General features: G+C 56.5%; 25 protein-coding genes and 1 other annotated feature. Of the genes, 18 read left to right on the top strand and 7 right to left on the bottom strand.

What is annotated here, in order from left to right:
* Window positions 1–160: 160 nt before the first annotated feature.
* The gene (gene yjjJ / locus AAE045_RS19820; protein WP_455549178.1) at window positions 161–1,489 is read left to right on the top strand and encodes a type II toxin-antitoxin system HipA family toxin YjjJ; all 1,329 of its coding nucleotides are present in this window, start codon (window positions 161–163) and stop codon (window positions 1,487–1,489) included.
* Here yjjJ and lplA read toward each other — a convergent pair.
* Complete coding sequence (gene lplA / locus AAE045_RS19815) at window positions 1,486–2,502, bottom strand: lipoate--protein ligase LplA (protein ID WP_455549177.1); 1,017 nt, start codon at window positions 2,500–2,502, stop codon at window positions 1,486–1,488. The genes yjjJ and lplA overlap by 4 nt on opposite strands.
* A 1-nt stretch (window position 2,503) precedes the next feature.
* Window positions 2,504–3,142 (bottom strand): YtjB family periplasmic protein, encoded by a 639-nt coding sequence (locus tag AAE045_RS19810; protein WP_455549176.1) that lies wholly within the window; start codon window positions 3,140–3,142, stop codon window positions 2,504–2,506.
* A 108-nt stretch (window positions 3,143–3,250) separates the two neighbouring features.
* On the opposite strand from AAE045_RS19810, the gene serB reads away from it, so the two are divergent.
* Genes serB through nadR form a run of 3 tightly spaced genes read left to right on the top strand, consistent with a single transcriptional unit; the run spans window position 3,251 to window position 6,891 of the window.
* Window positions 3,251–4,228: a phosphoserine phosphatase gene (gene serB, locus AAE045_RS19805; protein ID WP_455549175.1), complete on the top strand. Its 978-nt coding sequence runs from the start codon at window positions 3,251–3,253 to the stop codon at window positions 4,226–4,228.
* A 12-nt stretch (window positions 4,229–4,240) separates the two neighbouring features.
* Window positions 4,241–5,623, top strand: coding sequence for a DNA repair protein RadA (radA, locus tag AAE045_RS19800; RefSeq protein ID WP_455549174.1), 1,383 nt, complete (start codon window positions 4,241–4,243; stop codon window positions 5,621–5,623).
* Window positions 5,624–5,658: 35 nt separating this feature from the next.
* The gene (gene nadR, locus AAE045_RS19795; RefSeq protein ID WP_455549173.1) at window positions 5,659–6,891 is read left to right on the top strand and encodes a multifunctional transcriptional regulator/nicotinamide-nucleotide adenylyltransferase/ribosylnicotinamide kinase NadR; all 1,233 of its coding nucleotides are present in this window, start codon (window positions 5,659–5,661) and stop codon (window positions 6,889–6,891) included.
* A gap of 47 nt (window positions 6,892–6,938) precedes the next feature.
* Here nadR and ettA read toward each other — a convergent pair whose 3' ends face one another.
* On the bottom strand, window positions 6,939–8,606 hold the full coding sequence (gene ettA / locus AAE045_RS19790; protein WP_455549172.1) for an energy-dependent translational throttle protein EttA: 1,668 nt from the start codon (window positions 8,604–8,606) through the stop codon (window positions 6,939–6,941).
* Between the two features lie 230 nt (window positions 8,607–8,836).
* Between ettA and sltY the strand changes: the two genes are divergently transcribed.
* Together sltY and trpR are read left to right on the top strand one after the other, a co-directional pair.
* Entirely contained in the window at window positions 8,837–10,771 is a 1,935-nt protein-coding gene (gene sltY / locus AAE045_RS19785) for a murein transglycosylase (protein WP_455549171.1), read from the top strand.
* Window positions 10,772–10,826: 55 nt separating this feature from the next.
* A complete protein-coding gene (trpR, locus tag AAE045_RS19780) occupies window positions 10,827–11,153 on the top strand; it encodes a trp operon repressor (RefSeq protein WP_455426837.1) in 327 nt (108 codons plus the stop codon).
* Here the strand turns inward: trpR and yjjX are convergent.
* Window positions 11,141–11,659: an inosine/xanthosine triphosphatase gene (gene yjjX, locus AAE045_RS19775; protein ID WP_455549230.1), complete on the bottom strand. Its 519-nt coding sequence runs from the start codon at window positions 11,657–11,659 to the stop codon at window positions 11,141–11,143. The genes trpR and yjjX overlap by 13 nt on opposite strands.
* Before the next feature lie 53 nt (window positions 11,660–11,712).
* Here yjjX and gpmB point away from each other — a divergent pair, with 53 nt between their 5' ends.
* On the top strand, window positions 11,713–12,360 hold the full coding sequence (gene gpmB, locus AAE045_RS19770; protein ID WP_455549170.1) for a 2,3-diphosphoglycerate-dependent phosphoglycerate mutase GpmB: 648 nt from the start codon (window positions 11,713–11,715) through the stop codon (window positions 12,358–12,360).
* On the opposite strand, the gene robA is transcribed toward gpmB, so the two are convergent.
* Window positions 12,357–13,226 (bottom strand): MDR efflux pump AcrAB transcriptional activator RobA, encoded by an 870-nt coding sequence (gene robA, locus AAE045_RS19765; RefSeq protein ID WP_455549169.1) that lies wholly within the window; start codon window positions 13,224–13,226, stop codon window positions 12,357–12,359. The genes gpmB and robA overlap by 4 nt on opposite strands.
* 206 nt (window positions 13,227–13,432) lie before the next feature.
* On the opposite strand from robA, the gene creA reads away from it, so the two are divergent.
* The 4 genes from creA to creD all read left to right on the top strand — a co-directional run bounded on the left by creA (window position 13,433) and on the right by creD (window position 17,467).
* Window positions 13,433–13,903: a protein CreA gene (gene creA, locus AAE045_RS19760; protein WP_455549168.1), complete on the top strand. Its 471-nt coding sequence runs from the start codon at window positions 13,433–13,435 to the stop codon at window positions 13,901–13,903.
* 3 nt (window positions 13,904–13,906) lie between these two features.
* Window positions 13,907–14,602, top strand: a complete 696-nt coding sequence (creB, locus tag AAE045_RS19755) for a two-component system response regulator CreB (protein WP_455549167.1) — start codon at window positions 13,907–13,909, stop codon at window positions 14,600–14,602.
* Window positions 14,602–16,020: a two-component system sensor histidine kinase CreC gene (gene creC, locus AAE045_RS19750; protein WP_455549166.1), complete on the top strand. Its 1,419-nt coding sequence runs from the start codon at window positions 14,602–14,604 to the stop codon at window positions 16,018–16,020. Before creB ends, creC begins: the two co-directional genes overlap by 1 nt.
* 88 nt (window positions 16,021–16,108) lie before the next feature.
* Window positions 16,109–17,467: a cell envelope integrity protein CreD gene (gene creD / locus AAE045_RS19745; protein ID WP_455549165.1), complete on the top strand. Its 1,359-nt coding sequence runs from the start codon at window positions 16,109–16,111 to the stop codon at window positions 17,465–17,467.
* A gap of 71 nt (window positions 17,468–17,538) precedes the next feature.
* Here creD and arcA read toward each other — a convergent pair whose 3' ends face one another.
* A complete protein-coding gene (gene arcA, locus AAE045_RS19740) occupies window positions 17,539–18,255 on the bottom strand; it encodes a two-component system response regulator ArcA (RefSeq protein WP_034459438.1) in 717 nt (238 codons plus the stop codon).
* 91 nt (window positions 18,256–18,346) lie between these two features.
* On the opposite strand from arcA, the gene yjjY reads away from it, so the two are divergent.
* The 7 genes from yjjY (at window position 18,347) to AAE045_RS19705 (ending at window position 25,145) form a co-directional block, all read left to right on the top strand.
* Window positions 18,347–18,487 carry a YjjY family protein gene (yjjY, locus tag AAE045_RS19735; RefSeq protein WP_085938930.1) on the top strand — a complete coding sequence of 47 codons (141 nt, stop codon included), beginning with the start codon at window positions 18,347–18,349 and terminating at the stop codon, window positions 18,485–18,487.
* A gap of 398 nt (window positions 18,488–18,885) precedes the next feature.
* On the top strand, window positions 18,886–19,590 hold the full coding sequence (locus tag AAE045_RS19730) for a tRNA/rRNA methyltransferase (protein WP_455549164.1): 705 nt from the start codon (window positions 18,886–18,888) through the stop codon (window positions 19,588–19,590).
* Window positions 19,591–19,769: 179 nt separating this feature from the next.
* Window positions 19,770–19,838 carry a thr operon leader peptide gene (gene thrL, locus AAE045_RS19725; RefSeq protein ID WP_072009468.1) on the top strand — a complete coding sequence of 23 codons (69 nt, stop codon included), beginning with the start codon at window positions 19,770–19,772 and terminating at the stop codon, window positions 19,836–19,838.
* Window positions 19,777–19,893: a sequence feature (Thr leader region), on the top strand. (Overlaps the previous gene by 62 nt.)
* A 26-nt stretch (window positions 19,894–19,919) precedes the next feature.
* Entirely contained in the window at window positions 19,920–22,382 is a 2,463-nt protein-coding gene (thrA, locus tag AAE045_RS19720) for a bifunctional aspartate kinase/homoserine dehydrogenase I (protein WP_455549163.1), read from the top strand.
* Between the two features lies 1 nt (window position 22,383).
* Complete coding sequence (thrB, locus tag AAE045_RS19715; RefSeq protein ID WP_455549162.1) at window positions 22,384–23,313, top strand: homoserine kinase; 930 nt, start codon at window positions 22,384–22,386, stop codon at window positions 23,311–23,313.
* Between the two features lie 3 nt (window positions 23,314–23,316).
* On the top strand, window positions 23,317–24,603 hold the full coding sequence (gene thrC, locus AAE045_RS19710; RefSeq protein ID WP_455549161.1) for a threonine synthase: 1,287 nt from the start codon (window positions 23,317–23,319) through the stop codon (window positions 24,601–24,603).
* A 239-nt stretch (window positions 24,604–24,842) separates the two neighbouring features.
* The gene (locus AAE045_RS19705) at window positions 24,843–25,145 is read left to right on the top strand and encodes a DUF2502 domain-containing protein (RefSeq protein ID WP_455549160.1); all 303 of its coding nucleotides are present in this window, start codon (window positions 24,843–24,845) and stop codon (window positions 25,143–25,145) included.
* 148 nt (window positions 25,146–25,293) lie between these two features.
* Here AAE045_RS19705 and yaaA read toward each other — a convergent pair whose 3' ends face one another.
* Window positions 25,294–26,067, bottom strand: coding sequence for a peroxide stress protein YaaA (yaaA, locus tag AAE045_RS19700; RefSeq protein ID WP_455549159.1), 774 nt, complete (start codon window positions 26,065–26,067; stop codon window positions 25,294–25,296).
* Window positions 26,068–26,097: the final 30 nt, after the last annotated feature.

The raw sequence follows: 26,097 nt of genomic DNA, 5'->3' as shown, positions 1-26,097 counted from the left end.
GTTTTTCTCTTAGTGAAAAAGGCGCCCTGGGCGCCTTTTTTGTTTTCAGTATCTATTCACGAATAGTTCAAAATTTGTCCTTCCGCCTTTATCTTTCATGCTATTAGCGCTATAAATCTATTCATGTATCTATTCAGATATCTATTCAAGAAACTATTCAATGAGCGTGCTGACCGATTTATTACTTCATGGCCCACAATCAGCTACCCGGCTGCGTCAGCGGCTGGGCGTTAGTCAGGCAACCTTTTCACGCCTCGTTAATGCCGAAAGCGACGTCATCAAAGTCGGGCAGGCAAGGTCAACTCGTTATGCTTTGATCAGGCCGGTGCGCCAAATCAGGCAGTTTCCGCTATGGCAAATCGACGATGCGGGGCAGGCATGGCTATTTGGCGAACTGTATCCAGTCTGGCCGCAGGGCAGCTGTCTGGTGAGGCTCAATAACGGTGCCGCGCAGTGGTACGACGGATTACCCTGGTATTTAACTGACCTGCGTCCGCAGGGGTTTTTAGGGCGGGCATGGGGACGCAGATTAGCCCAGCGAGCCGGGTTGCCGGAAGATATTCGCCTGTGGCAGGAAGAAGATGTGCTCTTCGCATTATCGCAACAGGTACCGGAAAACCTGGGCGGCTGGCTGGTGGGGGAGCAGAGCTATCACCGCTGGTTTGAACTACCTTCGCCACAGGCTATCCCTGAAGCGAACAAACTTTCTCTGTACGCCGCACTGGCGGCTAACGCGCTTTCCGGGGAGGTTGCTGGCTCGTCTGCGGGGGGCGAGCAGCCAAAATTTACCTGCTATTCGCAAACCGAAGCTGGCCCGGCCCAGGTAATCGTAAAATTTACTCCCGCTGTGCAAAACGAAAATAGCCAGCGCTGGGCGGATTTGCTTCATGCGGAGGCTCACGCGCTAACTATCCTCAATCAGGCTGGGATTGCTTCATCCCACGCAACCGTTATAAGAAGCGGCCTGCGCCAGACCTTCCTTGAGGTCGTTCGCTTTGACTGCATAGGGGCGCAGGGGCGGAAAGGCATTGTCTCTCTTGAGGCCGTGCAGGCAGAGTATGCCAGCGGGCCTAAACGCTGGCCTGCGGCAATAGCCGAACTGTTAAAGCAAAAAATCGTAGAGCCTGCGACGCTACGTTTAGCGCAGAAAATCTGGGCGTTTGGCCGATTGATTGCCAATAGTGACATGCATGCGGGAAATCTTTCTTTCTTCCTTTCGGATATGCCTCTCAGCCTGGCACCGGTGTACGACATGCTGCCAATGGCCTTTGCGCCAAACAGCGTCGGGAACATGCGAAGAGAGTCTGTCATACCGCAGATAGATCCGCAGGTACCGGGGGAGGTATGGCGTGAGATGATGCCGCTTGCTCGTCAGTTCTGGCTTGAATTAAGCCAGAACCATGAGATCAGCAACGCTTTTCGGGAGATAAGCCGTTCCATGCTGCCAGAGCTGGACGTTGTGGCTGACAGTATTGCCCGCCTTGCCTAACGCACCGTCTGCGCAATCCACGCGCTGACTTCACGCAGCTCCATCTCCTGCTCCGGGAAATCTACGATCAGCGTTTCGCACTGCTGTTGCAGCATGTCGCTGCGGTACAGGCAGCCCTGAAGGCGCGCAGCGAGGGCTTCCAGCGGGGCAGGATTCAGGCTGTCGGTGAAAATTTGCGTGCGGGTGATGTGGGCTTTCTCTACGTCAAAATGCATTTCGATGCCGCCCCAGGTGAAGCGCTGATCCAGCATGTGGCTGAACGCAGGCGCCTGGCCGAAGTTCCACTCCCAGCTGCTTTGCCTGGCGAAGGTCTCCGTAAAGCCCGGCAGGTCCGGCAGCGCATCTGGCGAGATGTGTTCGGCTTCTACGCGTTCGCCGTAGTAAGCGAAGAAAGCCTCGCGTACCGCATCGCTGATTTGTTCGTGGGTCACGCCCGGCAGTAAATCGCTGAGGTTGGCGACCCGCCCGCGCACGGAAGTAATTCCCTTAGCCTGGAGCTTTTTCTTATCCGGGTTCAGATAGTTCGCCAGACGGCTTAAATCCGCGTTCAGCAGCAGCGTGCCGTGGTGAAAACCGCGATCCATCGTCTCTTTATAGGCTGAGCCTGATACTTTGCGCGCGCCGTCAGGCGTTGCCACTTCCAGATCGTTTCGCCCGGAAGCCGCCGCTTTTATGCCAAGCGAGTTCAGCGCGTTGACGACAATCGCCGTCGAGACGCTTTTATCGTACTCCGGTTTTCCGGCCATAAAGGTAAAGCAGGTATTGCCCAGGTCGTGGAACACCGCACCGCCGCCGCTGCTGCGCCTTGCCAGCCGCACGTTGTCCTCTTCCATACGTCTGGTGTTGCACTCTTTCCACGGGTTTTGCGCGCGGCCAATGACGACAGTATCGGCGTTGCGCCACAGGAACAGCACCCGTTGAGTGGCTGGCATCTGGCGGAAAATACATTCTTCAACGGCCAGGTTAAACCAGGGATCGTGTGAATCAGAAATCAGCAGGCGTAGCGTCGACATATCAGGATTCCTTTTCTTCGTCTTCTTTCACTTCGGTATTGGCGGTCAGCAGGAAGGGAGACTGCTGCCAGCGGGTGCGTTTGCCCTGTAACAACGTGCGGGTGAGGACGATGCCAATTGCCAGCGCGAGAAGCATCATCAGGCGCAGGATATTGGTGGTGTTATCGACCTGTTTGGCCTCCGTGGGCAGGCTGTGGGTATCCAGCGTAATACGCAGATAGCCAATCGGGCTGTCCTTATCAACGATAGGCTCAACGATTTGCTGATTAAAATAGCCGCCCGCTTTTTTACCGTCCAGGGCAAGCCGGTCCCGTACGCCAACCCCTTCGCCCGCGCGGGCCACCTGATCGCCTTCGTCGTCATAGACGGCGGCATCCAGCACGCGGCTGTCGCGGGTCAGCAAAGTCAGCATGGTATTGATGCGTTTTTCATCCGGGTTTTCTGATTTCATCAATGGAATCAGGGTGTAGCTGACCTGGCGCGCCAGCGTGCGGGCCAGCTCTTCAAGCTGCACGTTGCGGGCCTGCTGATGGCCCTGGCTGAACCACGACGCTCCCTGCATTAAGGCGACCAAAAGTGCGAGGCAGATAAGCACAATCACCGCACGATGGAGCCTGAATTTCATTTTTGCCCGAGCCATTTTGCACCTTCGATAAATTGCATACTTTAATGTTGCCAGAAGCGGCGTGGACAGGGTAGCCTCATGCGTTGTTTTATCCCGGCCTTTATCTTTTTTTCAGGAGCTGTAATGCCAAATAGTCTGACCTGGTGCGATCTGCCGAACGATGTTGCTCTCTGGCCAGGATTGCCGCTGTCCCTCAGCGGCGATGAAGTGATGCCGCTGGATTACCGCGCTGGCCGCAGCGGCTGGCTCCTGTACGGCCGGAATCTCGACAAGGCATGTCTGAACCGCTATCAGCGTAAGCTGGGCGCCGCGATGGTTATCGTTACGGCCTGGTGCGTGGAAGATTATCAGGTTATTCGTCTGGCGGGCTCCCTGACGCCAAGGGCGACGAAGCTTGCCCACGAAGCCGGGCTGGACGTTGCGCCGCTGGGCAAAATCCCGCACCTGCGCACGCCTGGCCTGCTGGTGATGGATATGGACTCCACCGCGATCCAAATCGAATGCATTGATGAAATCGCGAAGCTCGCCGGTACGGGCGAAATGGTGGCGGAAGTTACCGAGCGCGCCATGCGCGGCGAGCTGGATTTTACCGCCAGCCTGAAACAGCGCGTGGCAACCCTGAAAGGCGCTAACGCTTCTATACTGCGCCAGGTGCGCGATGAGCTGCCGCTGATGCCGGGGCTGACGTCGCTGGTGCTGAAGCTGGAATCCCTGGGCTGGAAGGTGGCGATTGCCTCGGGTGGGTTCACCTTCTTTGCGGAATACCTGCGCGACAAGCTGCATCTGACTACCGTCGTGGCCAACGAGCTGGAGATCTGCGACGGCAAGCTGACCGGCGAAGTGATCGGCCAGATAGTCGATGCCCAGTTTAAAGCCGAGACGTTAAAACGTCTGGCAACCAAATACGAGATCCCCGTCGAGCAGACCGTTGCGATTGGCGACGGGGCCAATGATTTACCGATGATTCAGGCCGCCGGGCTGGGCATTGCTTTCCATGCCAAGCCTAAGGTGAATGAAAAAACAGAGGTCACCATCCGTCATGCCGACCTGATGGGCGTCTTCTGCATTCTCTCCGGCAGCCTGATTCAGGAAGAAAGATAAGAGGATATTAAGGTGGCGAAAGCTCCAAAACGCGCATTTGTCTGTAACGAGTGCGGTGCGGATTATCCGCGCTGGCAGGGGCAGTGCAGCGCCTGTCATGCCTGGAATACCATCACCGAAGTGCGCATCGCCGCCTCGCCAACCGTTGCGCGCAACGAGCGCCTGTCCGGCTATGCGGGCAGCGCGGGCGTCAGCAAAGTGCAGAAGCTTTCAGATATCAGCCTGGAAGAGCTGCCGCGTTTCTCCACCGGTTTTAAAGAGTTCGACCGCGTGCTGGGCGGCGGCGTGGTGCCGGGCAGCGCCATTCTGATCGGCGGTAACCCTGGCGCCGGTAAATCTACCCTGCTGCTGCAAACCCTGTGCAAACTCAGCGAACAGATGAAAACGCTGTATGTAACCGGTGAAGAGTCCCTGCAGCAGGTCGCCATGCGCGCCCATCGTCTGGGCCTGCCCACCGCCAACCTGAACATGCTCTCGGAAACCGGCATCGAGCAGATCTGCATGATTGCCGAAGAAGAAGCGCCGAAGCTGATGGTCATCGACTCCATCCAGGTTATGCATATGGCAGACGTGCAGTCCTCACCTGGCAGCGTGGCGCAGGTGCGTGAATCCGCTGCCTATCTGACCCGCTTTGCCAAGACGCGCGGCGTGGCGATTATCATGGTCGGCCACGTCACTAAAGACGGCTCCCTGGCCGGGCCAAAGGTGCTTGAGCACTGTATCGACTGTTCGGTCATGCTGGACGGCGACGCGGATTCCCGCTTCCGCACCCTGCGCAGCCATAAAAACCGCTTCGGTGCGGTGAACGAGCTGGGCGTGTTTGCGATGACGGAACAAGGGCTACGCGAAGTCAGCAACCCGTCCGCTATCTTCCTGAGCCGGGGCGATGAAATCACGCCGGGTAGCTCGGTGATGGTGGTCTGGGAGGGCACGCGCCCGCTGCTGGTAGAGATTCAGGCGCTGGTGGATCAGTCCATGATGTCTAACCCCCGCCGCGTGGCGGTGGGGCTGGAACAAAACCGTCTGGCGATCCTGCTTGCCGTGCTGCACCGCCACGGCGGGTTGCAGATGGCGGATCAGGACGTATTCGTTAACGTCGTAGGCGGCGTGAAGGTCACCGAAACCAGCGCGGATTTAGCCCTGCTGCTGGCGATGGTCTCCAGCCTGCGTAACAGAGCGCTGCCGCAGGATTTAGTCGTCTTCGGCGAAGTTGGCCTGGCCGGTGAGATTCGCCCGGTGCCAAGCGGGCAGGAGCGTATCTCCGAAGCGGCGAAGCACGGCTTCAAGCGCGCGATTGTCCCGCAGGCCAACGTGCCGAAAAAACTGCCGGAAGGGATGCAGGTCTTCGGCGTGAAAAAGCTTTCGGATGCGCTGTCGGTGTTCGACGACTTATAATTGATTATTAATCCTATTTTGCAGGAGCAGGGAGCATGTCGTCTTTCGAATACCTGAAGACCGCTATTCGTCAGCAAAGCGTTACGTTGCAGCAGGTGGCGGAAGCCTGTGACATGACCAAGGGCTACCTCAGCCAGCTGCTGAACGCCAAAATCAAAAGCCCGAGCGCCCAGAAGCTGGAAGCGTTGCACCGTTTCCTGGGGCTGGAGTTCCCGCGCCGGGAGAAAACGGTCGGCGTGGTGTTCGGCAAATTTTATCCGCTGCACACCGGGCATATCTACCTTATCCAGCGCGCGGCAAGCCAGGTCGACGAGCTGCATATCATTATGGGCTACGACGAAACCCGCGACCGCGCCCTGTTTGAAGACAGCGCCATGTCCCAGCAGCCGACCACGGGCGACCGCCTGCGCTGGCTGCTGCAGACGTTTAAATACCAGAAAAACATCCGCATTCATTCGTTTAACGAAGAGGGGATGGAGCCGTACCCGCACGGCTGGGACGTCTGGAGCCGCGGCATAAAAGCCTTTATGGAAAGCAACGGCATCAACGCCGACCGCATCTATACCTCCGAAGAGAGCGATGCGCCGCGCTTCACCGAACACCTCGGCATTGAGTCGGTGCTTATCGATCCGCAGCGTACCTTCATGAACATCAGCGGCGGACAGATCCGCGAAAACCCGTTCCGCTACTGGGAGTACATCCCCACAGAAGTTAAGCCGTTCTTTGTGCGTACGGTGGCGGTGCTGGGCGGCGAGTCTAGCGGCAAGTCGTGGATGGTGAACAAGCTCGCCAACATCTTCAATACCACCAGCGCGTGGGAGTACGGGCGTGATTACGTCTTCTCCCATCTTGGCGGCGATGAGATGGCGTTACAGTATTCAGACTACGACAAAATCGCCCTCGGCCACGCGCAGTACATTGATTTTGCAATTAAGTACGCCAACAAGGTCGCCTTTATCGATACGGACTTTGTTACCACGCAGGCATTCTGCAAGAAGTATGAAGGGCGTGAACATCCGTTCGTCCAGGCGCTGATCGACGAGTACCGTTTCGACCTGGTGATCCTGCTGGAAAACAATACGCCGTGGGTGGCGGACGGGCTGCGCAGCCTGGGCAGCGACACGGACAGAAAATCGTTCCAGAACCTGCTGGTTTCCATGCTGGAAGAGAACAACATCAGCTACGTCCACGTAGAAGAGTCAGACTATGATTCGCGTTTCTTACGCTGCGTTGAGCTGGTGAAGGAGATGCTGGGCGGGCAGGGGTAGCTCAGAATTGGATAATAAAACGGGGCGCCATGTGCGCCCCGTTTTCATTACTTTGTAATACGCTTGTACTTAATACGCTTAGGCTCCAGCGCATCCGCACCCAGGGTGCGTTTTTTGTACTCTTCGTATTCGGTAAAGTTGCCTTCGAAGAATTCAACTTTGCCTTCATCCTGGTAATCCAGAATGTGGGTGGCGATACGGTCAAGGAACCAGCGGTCATGGGAAATGACCATTGCGCAGCCCGGGAATTCCAGCAGGGCGTTTTCTAACGCGCGCAGGGTTTCGATATCCAGGTCGTTGGTTGGTTCATCAAGCAGCAGCATGTTGCCGCCAACCTGTAGCAGCTTCGCCAGGTGCAGACGACCGCGCTCGCCGCCGGACAGTTCGCCCACGCGCTTGCCCTGGTCAACGCCTTTAAAGTTAAAGCGGCCCACGTAGGCGCGGCTTGGCATCTCGGTGTTGCCGATACGCATGATATCCTGGCCACCGGAGACTTCTTCCCACACGGTTTTGCTGTTGTCCATGGAGTCACGGAACTGATCCACGGACGCCAGCTTGACGGTTTCGCCCAGCTCGATGGTGCCGCTGTCAGGCTGTTCCTGACTGGACATCATGCGGAACAGGGTAGATTTACCCGCGCCGTTAGGACCGATGATGCCGACAATCGCCCCTTTCGGCACGGAGAAGGACAGGTCTTCGATCAGCAGACGGTCACCGTAGGATTTACGCAGGTTGGTAACCTCAACGACCTTATCGCCCAGACGTGCGCCCGGTGGAATAAACAGTTCGTTGGTTTCGTTACGTTTCTGGTATTCGGTGCTGTTAAGTTCTTCAAAGCGAGCCAGACGCGCCTTGCCTTTCGACTGACGGCCCTTAGCGCCCTGACGTACCCACTCAAGCTCTTTCTCAATGGATTTGCGGCGGGCCGCTTCCTGAGAGGCTTCCTGAGCCAGACGCTGGTCTTTCTGCTCAAGCCAGGAGGAGTAGTTGCCTTCCCACGGGATACCTTCGCCGCGGTCCAGCTCCAGGATCCAGCCCGCTACGTTGTCCAGGAAGTAACGGTCGTGGGTGATCGCCACAACGGTGCCTTCGAAGTCGTGCAGGAAGCGTTCCAGCCACGCTACGGATTCCGCATCCAGGTGGTTCGTTGGTTCGTCGAGCAGCAGCATATCTGGTTTTTCGAGCAGCAGGCGGCACAGCGCCACGCGGCGGCGTTCACCACCGGACAGGTTGGCGATCTTCGCATCCCAGTCTGGCAGACGCAGGGCGTCGGCGGCGCGCTCAAGCTGCACGTTCAGGTTATGGCCGTCGTGCGCCTGGATAATCTCTTCAAATTTGCCCTGCTGGGCGGCCAGCTTATCGAAGTCGGCATCCGGTTCGGCATACTTCGCGTAGACCTCATCCAGACCTTTCAGCGCGTTAACCACTTCGGCAACGGCTTCTTCAACGGACTCGCGGACCGTGTGCTCCAGGTTGAGCTGCGGTTCCTGAGGCAGATAGCCAATTTTCAGGCCTGGCTGCGGGCGGGCTTCACCTTCAATGTCGGTGTCAATGCCGGCCATGATGCGCAGCAGCGTAGATTTACCCGCACCGTTCAGACCCAGTACGCCGATTTTGGCGCCGGGGAAGAAGCTGAGCGAGATATTTTTAAGAATATGGCGTTTCGGCGGAACAACTTTGCCGACACGATGCATGGTATAAACGAATTGAGCCACAGTGCGACTTCGCCTCTTTTTCGTGATGTAAGATGATGCGTTTCAGAGGCGAAGTGTAGCCGTTTTCAGCTGCTAATCCCAGCAGGGCGCGCGGGTTGTGTTAAGCCTGACGGGCAAAATGTAGTTAATCGTAAAATATGAGCTTTCGGCGTGGCGCATCCAGCGCCCCCTGGTTAGCATAAACATATCGCGGCGGCACGATGCTGCCAGCAAACTGACGAGGAGTACTTGTGGGGAAGACCAGACAAGTCGTATGGCGCATGCTTGCAGCAGGCGTCTGCCTGGCAACATTAGCGGGCGTTGCCCGGGCGGATTCGCTCGACGAACAGCGTAGCCGCTATGCACAAATCAAACAGGCGTGGGACCAAAAGCAAATGGATGTGGTGCAGCAGCTGATGCCCACCCTGCGCGACTATCCGCTCTATCCCTACCTTGAATACCGTCAGCTTACCGATGATTTAATGAATGAGCCGACGGTGGCCGTCAGCCAGTTCATCCAGGCAAACCCAACCCTACCGCCAGCGCGCTCGCTGAAATCCCGCTTTGTTAACGAGCTAGCGCGTCGGGAAGACTGGCGAGGCCTGCTGGCGTTCAGCCCGGAGCCGCCGGGCACCACAGAATCAAAATGTAACTACTACTACGCGAAATGGAATACCGGCCAGGCGGACGCCGCGTGGGGCGGGGCGAAAGAGCTGTGGTTAAGCGGGAAGAATTTACCTTCCAGCTGCGACCGTCTGTTCTCCGCCTGGCGCTCATCCGGCACCCAGGATCCGCTGGCGTATCTGGAGCGTATTCGCCTGGCGATGAAAGAGGGGAATACCTCGCTGGTCACCAGCCTGGCGAACCAGATGCCTGCGGACTATCAGACAATCGCCAGTTCGCTCATTAGCCTGCAAAACGATCCCAATACGGTGCTGACGTTCGCCCGCACCGTCGGGGCGACGGACTTCACGCGTCAGGCTGCGGCCGTTGCCTTTACGCGTATCGCCCGTCAGGACGTGGAAAATGCCCGCCTGATGATCCCGTCATTGGTACAGGCCCAGCAGCTTAACGACGAGCAGGCGCAGGCGCTGAAAGAGACGGTTGCCTGGCGCCTGATGGGCAACGACATTACTTCAGAGCAGGCCAGCTGGCGCGACGATGTGATCATGCGTTCCCAGTCCACCACGCTTGTGGAACGGCGCGTGCGTATCGCGCTGGGGGCAGGGGACCGTGCAGGATTAAATACCTGGCTTGCGCGCCTGCCGATGGATGCGAAAGAGAAAGACGAGTGGCGCTACTGGCAGGCAGACCTGTTGCTGGAGCGTGGCCGTGAAGCGGAAGCTAAAGAGATCCTCCACTCGCTGATGCAGCAGCGCGGGTTCTATCCGATGATCGCGGCTCAGCGTCTGGGCGAAGAGTACCCCCTGCGCGTAGACAAAGCCGTGGCGGTCAATCAGGCGCTGGTGCAGGGGCCGGAAATGGCGCGCGTGCGGGAGCTTATGTACTGGAATCTGGATAACACGGCGCGCAGCGAGTGGGCGAACCTGGTCAGCAGCCGCAGCAAGTCAGAACAGGAAGGCCTGGCGCGCTACGCGTTCGATCAGGACTGGTGGGACTTGAGCGTGCAGGCAACCATCGCCGGCAAGCTGTGGAATCACCTGGAAGAGCGTTTCCCGCTGGCCTACAAAGAGACCTTCGCCCGCTACGTGAGCGGCAAAGACATCTCCCAGAGCTACGCCATGGCAATAGCCCGCCAGGAGAGCGCCTGGAACCCGAAAGTGCGCTCGCCCGTAGGGGCCAGCGGCCTGATGCAAATCATGCCGGGTACGGCTACCCATACCGTGAAGATGTTCAGTATTCCAGGCTACACCAGCAGCAGCCAGCTGCTCGATCCGGAAACCAATATTAATATCGGCACCAGCTACCTGCAGTACGTTTCCCAGCAGTTTGAGAACAACCGTATCTTCGCCTCTGCGGCCTACAACGCCGGGCCTGGACGTGTCAGAACCTGGCTTGGCAACAGCGCCGGACGCATAGACGCGGTGGCCTTCGTGGAAAGCATTCCGTTCTCGGAAACGCGGGGATATGTGAAGAACGTGCTGGCATATGATGCGTACTATAAGTATTTCATGGGGAAATCGGCGCCGTTGCTGACGGATGCCGAATGGCAGCGCCGTTATTGATTTGCAGGAGATTATGTTATGCTGCTGTACTAGTTAAATAGTATGGTGGCCTGACATGACCCAGCTTTCTCAGTACTCGGCGGAACAGGCCGAACAAAGTAATCAGGAGTGGCTCCGCTTCGTGGAGCTGCTGCAAAGTTCGTTCGATAAGCAGCTTCATCTGCCGCTGCTGGCGCTGTTTCTGACGCCGGACGAACGTACCGCGCTGGGCACCCGCGTAAGAATTATTGAAGAGCTTCTGCGGGGCGAGATGAGCCAGCGCGAGCTGAAAAACGAGCTGGGCGCGGGTATCGCGACCATTACCCGCGGCTCAAACAGCCTGAAATCTGCCCCGCCGGAGCTGACCAAATGGCTTGAGCAGGTGCTGCTTCAGGCGCGATAAATCGCATTGTGAAACGGGCTTAACGCCAGAACCACCGCCTGGTAATAAACGCTGCTGCGCGTGAGCTTACCGGCGGTAAATATGCCAATCGCCCCCTCTTTACGTCCTATCTGCTCAATGCCCGTGTATTCAGACATTACCGGCCCCAGAGCCTCTCCCGCTTTAACCTTCTCCAGAATGACTTCCGGCAGCGGCAGCGTTGCCGAACGGGCTTCCCCGCGCTGATTCTGATTTTCGATGACCACCCAGCTGAAGGTGCTGCCTTCGTCGATCCCGGCCTCGATGGCGACCCAGAAATCCGCCTCCTGGCGAACCTGGCGGGAGTTCATAATGCGCTGACGTGCGCCAGTTCGCGTTTCAATGTTTCCGAACGGTTGTTCCGGCACGCCGCTATCGACGACGACGGACTCTATATGGCAGGATCCCTCCCCAAAGATCTCGTGGAAAGCCTGCAGAATCGCCTGAATTTTGGAAGGATTGGTTGTAGCGCACACGACATGGTACATAATCACTGAAACTCATTAGCTTTTTTGTTGCCGCAGTATAACGGATAAAACGCATGTTACAGGTATACCTTGTTCGCCATGGTGAAACGCAGTGGAATGCGGAGCGCCGCATTCAGGGCCAGTCAGACAGCGCGCTGACTGAAAAGGGGGAGCGTCAGGCCTGGCAGGTGGCTGAACGTGTAAAAGCCCTCGGCATCACTCACGTCATTGCCAGCGATCTGGGCCGTACGCGTCGTACCGCTGAGATCATTGCTGATGCCTGCGGATGCGAAGTCACGCTTGACGCGCGCCTGCGTGAGCTGGATATGGGCGTGCTTGAACGCCGTCATCTGGACACGCTGAGCGAGGAAGAAGAGGGCTGGCGTCGCCTGCTGGTCAACGGCACGCCGGACGGGCGTATTCCTGAAGGTGAGTCGATGCTGGAGATGAGCGAACGCATGCATGCGGCGCTTAACGCCTGTCGCGAACTGCCTGCGGGCAGCCGTCCGCTGCTGGTGAGCCACGGAATGGCGCTGGGCTGTCTGGTGAGTACGATTCTGGGCTTACCGGCGTGGGCGGAACGCCGCCTGCGGCTGCGCAACTGTTCTATCTCGCGGGTCGATCATCAGGAGAGCCCGTGGCTTGCGCCCGGCTGGGTGGTTGAAACGGCAGGGGACATCTCGCATTTAGACGCCCCTGCGTTAGACGAACTGCAGCGTTAACGACGAACCGGGATCAGGTACTCGCAGCGGATTTGCATCGGCCTGTCCTGCGTCCTGGCTTCATCCTGCGGGAAGAAACGTTCAATATCCTGGCCCTTACGACGGGTCAGGTTGAGCGATGGCATACAGGTGCCGTAGATAGTCAGGATAAAGTCCTGCAGCCCGGTGCCCGGCCCTTCGTAGTCAAACTGCACGTAGTCGCCGCCTTCCAGCGTCACCGGATGCGAATCAGGCAGGAAGCCGTTAGCCATTTCAGGCGTCAGCGCGGTGGTGTAGAACACCTCCTGCTCATCATCTTTCTCAATGCTCGGACGTGGCTCATGCAGGCCGTAAAGCACGCGCGGCAGCGTAGGCGCGTTGCCGAGGAAGTGCGTCCAGAACTGAATGCGCATTTCGTTACGGAAATCAGAAATTTGCTCCAGGGTGCAGCTGTAGCTCTGCGTGACGCCAACCAGATGCGTTTCCGGCAGGGTGACAAAGGTCGCCAGCGGCGGCGTAAATTCGCCTAAGCGCAGCGGTGGGCGCATGCCGAACGCGCTCCAGTCTGGCGCACGGCGATACAGCGCTGGCGTCTGGGAAAACTGTTTCTTAAAAGCGCGTGTAAATGTCTGCTGCGAGTCAAAACGGTACTGCAGCGCGATATCAAGAATAGGGCGTGCGGTAAGACGCAGAGCCACGGCAGATTTCGACAAACGACGAGCGCGAATATAGGCGCCGATGGCGTGTCCGGTGACTTCTTTGAACATCCTTTGTAGATGCCACTTGGAATAGCCCGCCTTTGCCGCAACATTGTCTAAAGCAAGGGGCTGATCCAAATGGCTTTCCAGCCAGGTAAGCAGATCGCGAATGATCCCAGCCTGATCCATATAATTTCCTCATCCTGACCAGCAAGTGCTGTAATTATGGTCGGATAATAGCACTTTTTGCTCCTGAGACATTCAGAGTTTTTTTTGACAAGTTGTGCCAAAATGAACGCCGTCACGATGGAAATTTGTTAATAATGTGATATTAAACGATTTTTTCCCTCAGGGCTGAATAGTCAATCAGAGTAATCTTCATTAATGGTAACAATATGAAATATAAAGTTTTAGCCGCAGTAGCTGCTTTGTTGATGCTTTCCCAGGGCGTTATGGCCGAGCAAATCGGCTCCGTGGACACCGTGTTTAAAGTGTTCGGCCCGGACCATAAAATTGTCGTGGAAGCCTTTGACGATCCGGATGTCAAAAACGTCACCTGCTATATCAGCCGGGCCAAGACCGGCGGCATCAAAGGCGGCTTAGGGCTGGCTGAAGATACTTCAGATGCGGCTATTTCGTGCCAGCAGGTTGGCCCGGTTGAGCTGAGCGACAAAATCAAACAGGGTAAAAAAGACGGTGAGGTAGTGTTCCAGAAACGCACCTCACTGGTATTTAAAAAGCTCCAGGTCGTGCGCTTCTACGATGAAAAACGCAATACCCTGGCGTATCTGGCCTATTCAGACAAAGTGGTCGACGGTTCACCGAAGAACGCGCTGAGCGCCGTGCCGATCATCCCCTGGAAATAGCACATGAGCCAGGCCACTATCTGGTTGGTTGAGGATGAGGCCAGCATCGCCGATACGCTCATCTACACCCTGGAGCAGGAGGGCTTTTGCGTCCGCAGTTTTGACCGCGGCCTGCCGGTCCTTGAAGCGGCACGTCTGGCGCGACCGGACCTCGCCATTCTTGATGTTGGCCTGCCGGATATAAACGGCTTTGAGCTTTGCAGACGCCTGATTGCAGAGCATCCGCAGCTGCCGCTGCTGTTTCTGACGGCGCGTAGCGAAGAGGTGGACAGGCTGATCGGCCTGGAAATCGGTGCGGATGATTACATCGCTAAGCCTTTCTCCCCTCGGGAGGTTTGCGCCAGGGTCCGCACCGTGCTGCGCCGTCTGCAAAAACAGCAGCAGAACCAGACCGGTGGCGTGCTGCGCGTCGGCCAGTTTGAACTGAACGAAATGGCGGCGCAGGTCAGCTGGTGCCAGCAGCCTTTGCAGCTGACGCGCTATGAATATCTGCTGCTGAAAACGCTTCTGCTGTCGCCGGGCAGGGTATTTTCGCGCCAGCAGCTGATGGAGCTGGTGTGGAGCAACGCCGAAGAGAGCGTCGACAGAACCGTCGATACCCATATTAAAACCCTGCGCGCCAAGCTGCGGGCTATCAATCCCGATCTTTCCCCCATCAGTACGCTCCGGGGGCTGGGCTACAGTCTGGGAGCCGGATAATGCGTATCGGCATGCGTCTGCTGCTGGGCTACTTTCTGATCGTCGCGATTGCCGCCTGGTTTGTGGTGTCGATATTCGTTCAGGAGGTGAAGCCCGGTGTGCGGCGCGCCACCGAAGGAACGCTAATCGACACCGCCACGCTGCTGGCCGAATTTGCTCAGGCCGATATCAAAGCCGGCAACCCACGGCACGGGCAGCTGGCGCAGGCTTTTTCCCGCCTCAACCAGCAGCCTTTTCAGGCCAGCATCAGCGGCATCACCAAAACCAGAAACGAGTACCGGGTCTATCTGACGGATGCCCGAGGCATCGTTTTATTCGACTCCAGCGGGGCGGCTATCGGGCAGGACTATTCGCGCTGGAACGATGTCTGGCTGACGCTGCAGGGAAAATACGGCGCGCGCAGCTCACCGCAGGATGCCAGCAACCCTGAGAGCACCGTCATGTACGTCGCGGCCCCCGTTCGCGACGGCAGCGCGCTGCTTGGCGTGCTCAGCGTCGGCAAACCAAACAGCGCAATGGAGCCGGTTATCCGCCGCAGCGAGCGCCGCATACTGTGGGCCGGTGTGGCGCTGCTGGGGATCGCCCTGCTGATTGGCTTCGGGGTTGTGCTGTGGATCAACCGTTCAATCGGCGGGCTGGTGCGCTACGCGGATTCCGTTACCGATGAACATCCTCTGCCGCTGCCAAAGCCCGGCAGCAGCGAGCTGCGCAGGCTGGCGCTCGCTCTGGAGAGCATGCGGCTAAAGCTCGAAGGAAAGAGCTACATTGAACAATACGTACACGCGCTTACCCACGAGTTAAAAAGCCCGCTGGCGGCCATTCGGGGCGCGGCGGAAATTCTGCGCGAGGGGCCACCACCGGCCATCGTAGAAAAATTCTCCGCCAGTATCCTCCAGCAAAATCTCCGCATGCAGCGGCTGGTAGATAATCTGTTGCAACAGGCCAAACTTGAAAGCCGCGCCGAAATTGTGCCGCAGGCCGTTGATAGCGCTCTGCTGTTTAGAACGCTCTGCGAGCAGCGTGAGGCGGTCGCCAGCAGCAGGCAGGTCGCTTTACACGTAGAGCCGGGTGACCTCCTTCTGTGGGGCGATGCGGCGCTGCTTGAGCAGGCAATCGGTAACCTCCTTGATAACGCGCTGGATTTCACGCCTGCCGGAGGAGAGATAACGCTTTCAGCAAAACAGCTTGCCGGACAAACGGTGATTACGGTTGCGGATAATGGCAGCGGGATCCCGGATTATGCGCAGGATCGCGTATTTGAACGCTTCTATTCCCTGCCGCGCAGCAACGGGCAGAAGAGCAGCGGGCTGGGGCTGGCCTTCGTTCAGGAAGTGGCTCGCCTGCATCGCGGAACTATATCGCTCGTTAATCGCCCTGAGGGCGGAGCGCAGGCCCGCCTGGCGCTGCCGGAAAAATAATTCACCCACTTCACCGTCCCTTCACATAACTTCATTTATCCCCCACATACGCCCGCTAACCTCGCCATATCAAAAAATGGAGGGGACTATGATGAAATCTACGCTGTTCTGGAAAGTTATGACGCTGGTGGGCTGTATGCTGCTGCTGTTAATCCCGCTGAGCATGCTCAGCTCGCTGATTGCCGAACGCAGCAGCTATCGTGATGACGTCGAGCAGTCTTTGCGCCAGAGCACGAGCGGGCCACAAACGCTGGTGGGGCCGCTGATCGCTATCCCGGTGACGGAGCTGACAACCGTGCTGGAAGATAACAAAGAGGTCAAAAAAGAGCGCCGCTTCATCCGCTATTATCTGCCGGAAAACCTCGTCGTGTCGGGAAAGCAGGCCGTTGAGCCGCGCCGCATTGGGATTTATGAAGGACAGATCTGGCGGACCGATCTGACATTCAGCGCCACGTTTAACCGTGAGATGCTGGAGGGCAACAATGAAGGCGTGGAAACGCATACGGGTACGCCTTACGTTGTGCTGTCGGTGGGCGACTCCCGCGGCATTGGTAAAGTCGGTGAACTTGAAATTAATGGCAAATCGTACCCTCTTGAGCCAGGCGGTAACCTGCGGGGACTTGAACAAGGGCTGCACGCCGAAGTTCCCCCGACGCTGCTTGATAGCGACAAGCTTAACCTGCGCTTTACGCTCGGGCTGATGGGGACGAAACAGCTTGCGGTCGTGCCGCTTGGGCGCAATAGCCAGTTTGGACTAACCAGCAGCTGGCCGCATCCGAACTTCGTGGGGGATTTCCTGCCGCAGGAGCGCGAGCTTACGCCGAAAGGATTTACCGCCGGCTGGCAGAGCACCTGGTTTGCCAACAACCTGAACCTGAGCTTTGCAGAGGGAAGCCGGATCGTGGTGGAGCAGCTTCCCGCATTCAGCGTGACGGTCGCTAACCCCGTCGATCAATATCAGCTCACTGACCGGGCCGTAAAATACGCCATCCTGCTGATTGGCCTGACGTTTATGAGCTTCTTCCTGCTGGAAACGCTGACCGGGCTGCGGGTTCACCCGATGCAGTATCTGCTGGTGGGGCTGTCGCTGGTCATGTTCTATCTTGTGCTACTGGCGCTTTCCGAACATATCGGTTTCAATGCGGCATGGCTGCTGGCAAGCCTGGTCTGCGCGGGAATCAACGGTTTCTATCTCAAGGCGGTGCTGAACGGCTGGAAGATTAGCCTGATGTTTACGGCGGGGTTGCTGACGCTGGAGGCGATTCTCTGGCAGCTGTTACAGTCCGAAGACAGCGCTTTGCTGCTGGGCACGGGAATTCTGCTGGCGGCGCTGTCGGCTATTATGCTGCTTACCCGCGGCGTCGACTGGTATAGCGTTAGCAGGAAATCTTTTGAAAAGGCCACGGCCGAGACGGAGGATGCGGACCGCTTCAGGCTGTGGAAATAGAGCTAAAAAGAGAAAAGAAAAAGGGCGGATAATCCGCCCTTTCTCATGAAAAAACCGCTGTAAACCGGAAGTTATTCCTGCAGATCGCCGCAGAAACGGTAACCTTCACCGTGGATGGTAGCGATAATTTCTGGAGTGTCCGGCGTGGATTCGAAATGTTTACGAATGCGGCGGATGGTCACGTCAACGGTACGATCGTGCGGCTTCAGCTCGCGGCCGGTCATTTTCTTCAGCAGCTCGGCGCGTGACTGAATCTTGCCCGGGTTTTCGCAGAAGTGCAGCATGGCGCGGAATTCACTGCGCGGCAGCTTATACTGCTCACCGTTCGGGCTGACCAGAGAACGGCTGTTAATATCCAGCTCCCAGCCGTTGAACTTGTAGCTTTCAACGGAGCGGCGTTCTTCGCTGATCGCACCCAGGTTCATGGTGCGGGACAGCAGGTTGCGCGCACGGATGGTCAGTTCACGCGGGTTGAACGGCTTGGTGATGTAATCATCAGCGCCGATTTCAAGACCGAGGATCTTGTCCACTTCGTTGTCGCGGCCAGTCAGGAACATCAGCGCCACGTTAGCCTGCTCGCGCAGCTCACGGGCCAGCAGCAGGCCATTTTTGCCCGGCAGGTTGATGTCCATAATGACCAGGTTAATGTCATTGTCTGACAGGATTTGATGCATCTCTGCGCCATCAGTCGCTTCAAAGACATCGTAGCCTTCAGCTTCGAAAATGCTTTTTAACGTGTTGCGTGTTACTAACTCGTCTTCGACGATAAGAATGTGCGGGGTCTGCATGTTTGCTACCTAAATTGCCAACTAAATCGAAACAGGAAGTACAAAAGTCCCTGACCTGCCACATGCCATAAATTAACATGTCGGGCTAAACATGACTAAAGTACGTAATTGCGTTCTTGATGCACTTTCCATCAACGTCAACAACATCATTAGCTTGGTCGTGGGTGCATTCCCTCTGGACCCGACGGTGTCAAAAACGGCTGTTATCCTAACCATTTTAACAGCAACATAACAGGCACGACCGCTTTAGACATCTGATAAAACTACGCTTCGTTGACATATATCAATTCCAATTGTAGCACGTTAACAGTTTGATGAAATCATCGTAGCGAATTGTTATCGAGCGTCACAATTTTTTAATAATCAATGTAGTTACGTGAAAACTGTCGTGAATTTGCCCCATCCAATTTACTTATGATATTCATGCGGAATTTCGCGAGCATAAACAGTGACATATAACCATGGTGAATGATTTCCCGAATGTTGGCTCGCTGAATACATATGCAAATCATTTATGTTTTTATAACTTATATTTCCATAACGCATGTTGCATTAAAGTAAATTTGTGACGCGCATTATCATTTTTTTGTACCGGTTATGAGCGTAATCGGATTTTTTAAGAGAGTATTTATGCAATTTCCCATCATTCTGGTCTCCCCGGCGAGAGCCGAAAATATCGGTGCTGCCGCCCGCGCGATGAAAACTATGGGGTTTTCTGAGCTTCGTATCGTTGCAAGTGATGCTTATCTGAAGCCTGAAGCGCGCTGGGTTGCTCATGGAGCAGGGGATATCCTTGATAACTTACAGCATTTCCCTACGCTTGCCGACGCGCTCCACGATGTGAATTTCACCATTGCCACCACCGCCCGCAGCCGGGCAAAATTCCATTATTACGCCACGCCGCAGGAGCTGGTGCCGATGCTGGAAGAGAAGCGTGAGTGGGTAGGCAAGGCCGCGCTGGTCTTTGGACGCGAAGATTCCGGCCTGACCAACGAAGAGCTGGTACTGGCCGACGTGCTAACCGGTGTGCCAATGGTAGCGGATTATCCTTCGCTCAACTTAGGCCAGGCGGTGATGGTTTATTGCTATCAGCTTTCTTCGCTGATGCAGCTGCCCGCGGTGGAGATAAAAGAAGCAGATGCTCAACAATTGAGCGCATTACGCCAGCGCGTCTCGGCCCTGACCGCTCGCCTGCACGTGGACGATGACCAGAAAATGGCCGACTGGCTGCAGCAGCGCCTGGGGCGTTTAACCCAGCGGGACACCGCAATGCTGCACCGATTGCTGCACGATATCGAAATAAATCTGCCAGTGGATAATTCCGACAATAAGTGATCTGCCAGTGTAAGTTCAGGCGATATCCCGTTTCTGCTAGCGTAAAAGTACCTTGCGTAGCGCTTTCTTAGCGAGGCTCGGGATAGTAACTTTAGGTGACAAAGTTAAAAATAAATTGACTTCACCAGGCGGATACTTTAACCAATATAGGTAAATCAAATGAAGAGCACACAACATCCATGATCCGCATCAGCCCGATGACCACAATTATTACAACCACCATTACCACAGGTAACGGTGCGGGCTGACGCATACAGGAATAACGAAAAAAGCCCGCACCTGAACAGTGCGGGCTTTTTTTTCGACTAAAAATCAAAGGGTAATATCTTATGCGAGTGTTGAAATTCGGCGGTACATCGGTGGCAAATGCGGAGCGTTTTCTTCGCGTTGCCGATATTCTGGAAAGTAATGCCAAACAGGGTCAGGTGGCGACGGTGCTGTCTGCCCCGGCAAAAATTACTAACCACCTGGTGGCGATGATTGAAAAGACCATCGGTGGCCAGGACGCACTGCCGAATATCAGCGATGCGGAGCGCATTTTCAGCGAGCTGCTCAATGGCCTCGCCGACGCGCAGCCGGGCTTCCCGCTGGCGCAGCTGAAAGCCTTTGTTGCCCAGGAGTTTGCCCAGCTTAAGCATGTTCTGCACGGCATCAGCCTGCTGGGGCAATGCCCGGACAGCATCAACGCGGCGATCATCTGCCGGGGCGAAAAGCTCTCAATCGCCATCATGGCGGGGCTGCTGGAGGCTCGCGGCCATAAAGTGACCGTGATCGATCCCGTTGAAAAACTCCTCGCCGTTGGGCATTACCTCGAATCCACCGTTGATATCACTGAGTCCACCCGCCGCATTGCCGCCAGCCGTATTCCCGCTGACCATATGGTGTTGATGGCAGGCTTCACCGCCGGTAACGACAAAGGCGAACTGGTGGTGCTGGGCCGTAACGGCTCCGATTACTCTGCCGCGGTGCTGGCCGCCTGCCTGCGGGCAGACTGTTGTGAAATCTGGACCGACGTCGACGGCGTCTATACCTGCGACCCTCGCCAGGTGCCCGACGCCAGGCTGCTCAGGTCGATGTCGTATCAGGAGGCCATGGAGCTTTCCTACTTCGGCGCTAAAGTTCTTCATCCCCGCACAATTACCCCCATCGCCCAGTTCCAGATCCCTTGCCTCATCAAAAACACCGGTAACCCGCAGGCGCCCGGCACCCTGATTGGTGCAGAAGGCGATGAAGACGGCCTGCCGGTGAAGGGCATCACCAACCTTAACAATATGGCGATGTTTAACGTCTCCGGCCCCGGCATGAAAGGGATGGTAGGCATGGCGGCTCGCGTGTTTGCCGCCATGTCCGGAGCGGGGATCTCCGTTGTGCTGATCACCCAGTCCTCTTCTGAATACAGCATCAGCTTCTGCGTGCCGCAGGGCGACTGCCATCGCGCCCGTCGTGCGATGGAAGAAGAGTTCTACCTTGAGCTGAAAGAAGGCCTGCTGGAGCCGCTGGCCATCATGGAGCATCTGGCCATCATCTCCGTAGTCGGCGACGGCATGCGCACCCTGCGCGGCATTTCAGCCAAATTCTTCGCGGCGCTGGCTCGGGCCAATATCAACATCGTTGCCATTGCCCAGGGCTCGTCCGAGCGCTCTATCTCCGTTGTGGTCAGCAATGACGATGCTGTGACCGGCGTGCGCGTCACTCATCAGATGCTGTTTAATACCGACCAGGTTATCGAGCTGTTCCTGATTGGCGTCGGCGGCGTGGGGGCGGCACTGCTTGAGCAGGTTAAGCGTCAGCAGACCTGGCTTAAGCAAAAGCACATTGACCTGCGCGTATGCGGCGTGGCGAACTCTAAAGCGCTACTGACCAACGTTCACGGCCTCGATCTGGAAAACTGGCAGGCGGAGCTGGCGGAAGCCAAAGAGCCCTTTAACCTGGGCCGCCTGATTCGCCTGGCGAAAGAGTACCACCTGCTGAACCCGGTTATCGTCGACTGTACTTCCAGCCAGGCGGTTGCCGATCAGTACGCTGACTTCCTGGGCGAAGGTTTCCACGTGGTGACGCCAAACAAAAAGGCGAACACCTCCACCATGAATTACTACCATCAGATGCGCAACGCGGCGGCGAAATCCCGTCGTAAATTCCTTTACGACACCAACGTGGGCGCGGGCCTGCCGGTTATCGAAAACCTGCAAAACCTGCTCAACGCGGGGGATGAACTGCAGCGTTTCTCCGGTATTTTGTCCGGCTCACTGTCGTTTATCTTCGGCAAGCTGGAGGAAGGTATGAGCCTGTCTGAAGCCACCCGGGTTGCTCGCGAGCTGGGCTATACCGAACCCGATCCGCGTGACGATCTTTCCGGCATGGACGTGGCGCGCAAGCTGCTGATCCTGGCTCGTGAAACGGGCCGTAATCTTGAGCTTTCGGACATCATCATCGAGCCGCTGCTGCCGGAATCCTTTGATGCCACGGGCGATGTGGAATCTTTCATGGCCCGCCTGCCGCAGCTGGATGATGAATTTGCGGCCCGCGTCGCGAAAGCGCGTGACGAGGGTAAAGTGCTGCGCCTGGTCGGTGCCATCGAAGAAGACGGCAGCTGCAAAGTTAAAATTGACGCCGTGGACGGTAACGATCCACTGTATAAAGTGAAAAACGGCGAGAACGCCCTGGCCTTCTACAGCCACTATTATCAGCCGCTGCCCCTTGTGCTGCGCGGCTACGGCGCGGGCAACGACGTCACTGCTGCCGGTGTCTTTGCGGACCTGCTTCGCACCCTGTCATGGAAGTTAGGAGTTTAAGATGGTTAAAGTATTTGCACCGGCTTCCAGCGCCAACATGAGCGTCGGCTTTGATGTGCTCGGGGCCGCCGTCACGCCCGTTGATGGCTCGCTGTTAGGGGATTACGTTACGGTCGAAGCGGCAGACTCGTTCAGCCTGAACAACGTCGGGCGGTTTGCCAGCAAGCTGCCGGCCGAACCGCGTGAGAACATCGTCTATCAGTGCTGGGAGCGCTTCTGCCAGGAGATTGGTAAAAACGTTCCCGTGGCGATGACGCTGGAAAAAAGCATGCCGATTGGCTCGGGGCTGGGATCCAGCGCCTGTTCCGTGGTGGCAGGTTTAGTGGCGATGAACGAGTTCTGCGGCAGGCCGCTGAACGAAACTAAGACGCTCACGCTGATGGGCGAGCTGGAAGGGCGCATTTCCGGCAGCGTGCATTATGACAATGTGGCACCGTGCTACCTTGGCGGCATGCAGCTGATGATCGAAGAAAATGGCATTATCAGCCAGTCGGTACCGGGCTTTGACGAATGGCTTTGGGTGCTGGCCTATCCGGGCATCAAGGTGTCGACTGCCGAAGCGCGCGCCATTCTTCCTGCGCAGTATCGTCGTCAGGACTGTATCAGCCACGGTCGTCATCTGGCGGGCTTCATTCACGCCTGCCATACCCGTCAGCCGCTGCTGGCGGCAAAGCTGATGCGTGACGTCATTGCCGAACCTTACCGCGCAAAACTGCTGCCCCGCTTTAATGAAGCGCGTCAGGCGGTGGCCGATATCGGCGCGCTGGCAAGCGGCATCTCGGGCTCCGGCCCAACCCTATTTGCGCTGTGTGATAACACCGATACCGCACAGCGCGTGGCCGACTGGTTAGGCCAACACTATTTGCAGAACCAGGAAGGTTTTGTACATATCTGCCGTCTGGATACGGCTGGCGCACGAGTTTTGGGATAACGCATGAAACTGTATAACCTTAAAGATCATAACGAGCAGGTCAACTTTGCCCAGGCGATTACCCAGGGTTTAGGCAAACAGCAGGGGCTGTTTTTCCCGCACGATTTGCCGGAGTTTGAGCTGACCGAAATCGACGAAATGCTGAAAATGGATTTCGTCACCCGCAGCAGCAAAATCCTCTCTGCTTTCATCGGCGATGAAATCCCGCAGGAGCTGCTGGAAGAGCGCGTGCGCGCGGCATTTGCCTTCCCGGCGCCGGTGAAAAGCGTCGAGCCGGATATTGGCTGTCTTGAACTGTTCCACGGCCCTACGCTTGCGTTTAAGGATTTCGGCGGACGCTTTATGGCGCAGATGCTGACGCACATCAGCGGTGACAAGCCGGTTACTATTCTGACCGCAACATCGGGTGATACCGGTGCCGCTGTAGCACATGCTTTCTATGGCCTGAAAAATGTTCGCGTCGTGATTCTTTATCCGCGCGGTAAAATCAGTCCGCTTCAGGAAAAACTCTTCTGTACCCTGGGCGGCAACGTTGAGACCGTGGCGATCGACGGCGATTTCGATGCCTGTCAGGCGCTGGTTAAACAGGCCTTCGACGATGAAGAGCTGAAGGTGGCGCTGGGGCTAAACTCCGCTAACTCGATTAACATCAGCCGTCTGCTGGCGCAGATTTGCTACTACTTTGAAGCCGTCGCGCAGCTGCCGCAGGAAGCCCGCAACCAGCTGGTGGTCTCCGTACCTAGCGGTAACTTTGGCGATCTCACAGCCGGTCTGCTGGCAAAATCTCTTGGTCTGCCGATCAAGCGCTTTATTGCCGCAACCAACGCCAATGATACCGTTCCGCGCTTCCTGGCCGACGGGAAATGGACGCCGAAAACTACCGTTGCCACGCTTTCTAACGCGATGGACGTTAGCCAGCCGAACAACTGGCCACGCGTTGAAGAGCTGTTCCGCCGCAAGATCTGGCGTCTGACGGATCTGGGCTATGCCGCGGTCACCGATGAAACCACTAAGACGACCATGCACGAGCTGAAAGCCGTGGGCTATGTCTCTGAACCCCACGCAGCAATCGCCTACCGTGCGCTGCGCGATCAGCTTCAGCCTGGCGAATATGGCCTGTTCCTGGGGACAGCACATCCGGCGAAGTTCAAAGAGAGCGTGGAAGAGATCCTTGGTGAGCCGCTGGCGCTGCCTGAAGAGCTTGCCTCCCGTGCCGACCTGCCGCTGTTGTCGCACAACCTGCCTGCGGACTTCGCTGCTCTGCGTAAGCTGATGATGGCAAAGGCTTAACGACATACTGGTGAATGGCGCTGGCGCTTATCCACCCTGCGATTTCGGCCACCCGAGAGGGTGGCTTTTTTACATCTGAAATATGGAGAAAATGCGCATGGAAAGTGGAGGGAAAACGGAGGAATTCCCATAAAATGCGGGCACTTAGATATTAGGATTGCACAGTATTATCACCCTGTGCCGATCGGCATAAGCTGATTCCAACAGCCCATATCGGGAACAGTTGTAAGGAGTGACTTATGTTGAAATCTATCGTTCTGGCGTTATCGATTCTGGTGGTGACTCCTCTGGCCGTACAGGCATCCGAAATCACGCTGGTTCCGGCGGTGAAGCTGCAGATTGGTGACCAGGATAATCGTGGGAACTACTGGGATGGCGGCCAGTGGCGCGATCACGGCTGGTGGGGTAATCACTACGAGTGGCATGACAATCACTGGCGTCCGCACGGTCGCCCGGACCATCATGATGACCATCACCACGACGATCGTCATGACAACCATCATGACAACGGCAATCACTATGGCCACGGAAACCATCATTAATATCGGTGAATTGACGCCGTTTCGCAGGTGCCCGATGAATTAGGGGAAGCTCCGGGATTTGGTTCCCGGAGGGACGCCAAACCCGGAGGTCACCCCGGGTATCGCATAGTAAAATGAACGGCGTTTAGCATTAAACCTGTTTGGTGCTTCATTGCTCGTGGCGTTTAAACACCAGCTCGTTTTTCGTTGAGGCCGCTTCGTCGTAAATGTAGCCATCAGTATTAAACGCGGTCAGTTGCTCAGGCTTCGTGAGGCGGTTTTGGATGATGTAGCGGCTCATTAACCCACGTGCTTTCTTGGCGTAGAAGCTAATAACTTTAAACTTGCCGTTTTTCTCGTCGAGGAAGACAGGTTTGATAATCTCCGCATTAAGCTTCTTCGGCTTCACCGATTTAAAATACTCATCAGACGCCAGGTTTATCAGGATGTTATCTCCCTGTGCCGCCAGCGTCTCGTTCAGCGTATCGGTAATCGTCTCGCCCCAGAACTGATACAGGTCTTTGCCCTTCGGGTTCTCCAGACGAATGCCCATCTCCAGGCGATACGGCTGCATCAGATCCAGCGGGCGCAGCACGCCGTACAGGCCGGACAGCATGCGTAAATTCTGCTGGGCAAAATCAAAATCTGCATCGCTAAATTCTTCCGCCTGTAGTCCGGCATAGACATCGCCTTTAAAAGCCAGAATCGCCTGACGTGCGTTGCGCGGGGTGAAATCCGGATGCCATTCGTGGAAGCGGGTTTCGTTAAGGGATGCGAGCTTGTCGCTGATATGCATCAGCGAGGCTATTTGCGGCGCGCTGAGCTTGCGTGCAATACCAATGAGCTGCTGGGAATGCTCCAGCAGCGCCGGCTGAGTATAGCGATCCGTTGGCAGATCGCTTTGATAATCAAGGGTTTTAGCAGGGGAAATGACGATTAGCATGTTTGATCCTTACAGGTCTTTGCGGGCTAC

It is taken from the genome of Dryocola clanedunensis (assembly GCF_038405435.1).
GTDB classification, from domain to species: Bacteria; Pseudomonadota; Gammaproteobacteria; order Enterobacterales; family Enterobacteriaceae; genus Dryocola; species Dryocola clanedunensis_A.
The sequence above is the reverse complement of the archived record's forward strand: the minus strand, read 5'-3'. Positions and strand labels throughout refer to the sequence as shown.